Annotated in this window: 1 protein-coding gene; it reads left to right on the forward strand. The window is 49.9% G+C overall.

Features of this window, described 5'->3' with window-relative positions; translation table 11 throughout:
- Positions 1-296 precede the first annotated feature (296 nt).
- Positions 297-2470: hypothetical protein (locus BT116_RS29915; RefSeq protein WP_256574498.1), on the forward strand; the 2174-nt coding region annotated here is incomplete at its 3' end.

Raw genomic sequence — 2470 nt, forward strand, 5'->3', positions numbered from 1 at the left:
GGCTTTTTAAATTCGCTGGTAATGGCTGAAAACCTTTCTATCTTGGTTCAGTTGAGTTACGACCAGGGCAGCACTTATAAGAAGGTGGATGAACGGCTGTTTCTTCTGGCGCCCTGAACGCACTATTTTTTTGGATGGAAAGACTGATTGTCGTTGAAGGGCACGGTTCGGTAATCGCTTTTTGCTGTTCCGGCGATCAGATGGTTTTGTGACGTTTATCTCGATAGGAAGCGCTCAGTCGTGAGTGTGCGAGACGGCTCGGCTCACCATTGATTTTGACATTTGAGGGTATGGCAATGGCAACTACCTATACGTTGGCAGAGCTTCTGAGCTGGATGAAGGATCAGGATCGCATGAGCAAATGGGATGCGATTGTGGCCATGGAACGCAACAAAACCAATCTCCTGCTGATTCAAAACTACATTGATAAGTTCAATTTGGGCAGCTATATCCCGGCCATCACCGGAACCATTGCAACAGGTGGTAGCGGTGGCAAATTTCGGGAATATATTCAAGATTTTGAAATGGATGTACCTCGTTTGTATTTCGAGGATACCGGTCTTGATAATTCGAAGGCCAATCTGCGGATGGCCGTTGTGGCCGGTCGTCAAGTCTCCATCGAAAAAGACGTGACGGTGTGGCATGTCACGCGCATCTTGGATTATGACCCGCTGGACGGGCCGAGCTTATTCCTGGACCTGTTATTGCCCGAGGTGTCGGGAGAAATTGCCGACAATGGGAATATCCGCCTGGACCTGAGCAAAAGCGATAACTTTCGCTTGACGTTTGCCGAAACCCAGACAGAACAAGAACTGGCCGGCAGAGTTTTCAAGGCCTTGTTTAATCGATTGGATGATGAACAGCGTGTCTGGACCCTGGGCACGATTAAGCGGGGCACCAACCCCATGATGCAACCGCATTCTTTCGCCTTGCGCACGCAGCAGGGTAGCCAGGAGGGCGAGGGAGCGATGCTTGCCTTCGTGCGCATGGAGGGTAGACATGAGGGAGACTTTCCTGGTGCGAACAGTGGTTTTCGTTACTTGATCCCGAATGACGCCGGAAGGGATTACTCTGCCACTGTATTGGTAGGGCGAGGCCGAGTAGTTATTGCTGAGTTGGTTCGATCGCTGGGGGAGATGATTGAGAGCAATGATTTTGATTATGTTTTTGATGACGGTAACGGAGATATTGTTGCGACAGCTAAAAGGGGGGGGATTAAGATTCCTCGTGGGGCATTTAATCATCGTTTGGAAATGACCTCCGTGTTGGGTCCAATATGGGCGGATCTTGAGATTAGTCATCCTGAATTTCTTCTAGCGGCCAGTGGACGTCTGAAGGTTGAGCTGCATGGGCAACAGATCAGCGTTCGGTGGCTATGTGCCGGGCATGTTAGCGCTAGCATGAATGTCGTAGCAACTAATTTTGAGGCGCTTCAAGAGCTCATAGATATATATCCGAACAGGAGCTTGTATTACCATTTAACCGTCACGGCGTATTACCAATTAATTGATGATGGCGCCGGTGGCACGTTGAAAAGAATAAGGTATGATGTTGAAAGCGCTGTAGATCCTGAGTCGGGTGTTGATATTTTTAAGTTTGGCGATGCCGTTAAGCGTAAGTTGAGTTTGGCAAATTCAGTAGATCCAATAACGGATTTAATAGGCAGGCTGTTCATTTTAATAGGGCTGATAATGATACAGCTTGCTGAGATTTTACTTAATTTGTTGTCGACGGATGCGTCGGAGATAATCGCGGGTGCAATCAAAGAGCAGTTCCCTACGGGCCGCGTTGTGTCGGGATTTATTGCGGAAAATCTCGAGCTTAACTACGGCGAAACCATTCAGATGCTCAATTTACAGTCCCCTCATGATGTCGGCCTGTTCGGTCGCATCAATCCCGCTCAAACAACGTTCGCCATCACCACGCCGGAACCCCGTATTGCCGCCGGCGGGCCGCACTATGCTTTTGAGGTTTTTCCTGCAAGACCCGGCCTGAAATGGGCTGTTGAGCACTTGCGGCGTCTCGCTGTCGGCGTAGGTACGATCGATGAAGACACAGGGGTCTATACACCTCCGGCAGTGCACCAGGTCCAGGGGCGTTTCACCCGTGTACGGGTCACCGCAACCGACCCTGTTACCCAGTTCAGCAGTTCTGCCTTGGTGACGGTAGTCCGCTCGCGCTTGACGATCAATCCACTGATTCAGATTTGCGATAAAGACGAGCGTGTACCGTTAAAGCTTGGCTATCTGAAGGACGATGAGGACAGCCCTGCGCCTACAGTCGTCATCAACAATCCGGTTCCGGGGGAGAGCGGTTCTATCGAATCCAATAATGGCGTTTACACCTATGTCTCGAATAAAGAAGTCGTCGAAGGGAAAACCTATGTGATGGATGAACTCGTGGCGACTTATAAAGGGTATACGGCGTCGGTTTACATGGTGGTTACACAGACAACTCCCGCGATAACCAT

The organism is Pseudomonas sp. NFACC16-2 (assembly GCF_900119205.1).
Classification (GTDB): domain Bacteria; phylum Pseudomonadota; class Gammaproteobacteria; order Pseudomonadales; family Pseudomonadaceae; genus Aquipseudomonas; species Aquipseudomonas fluorescens_Q.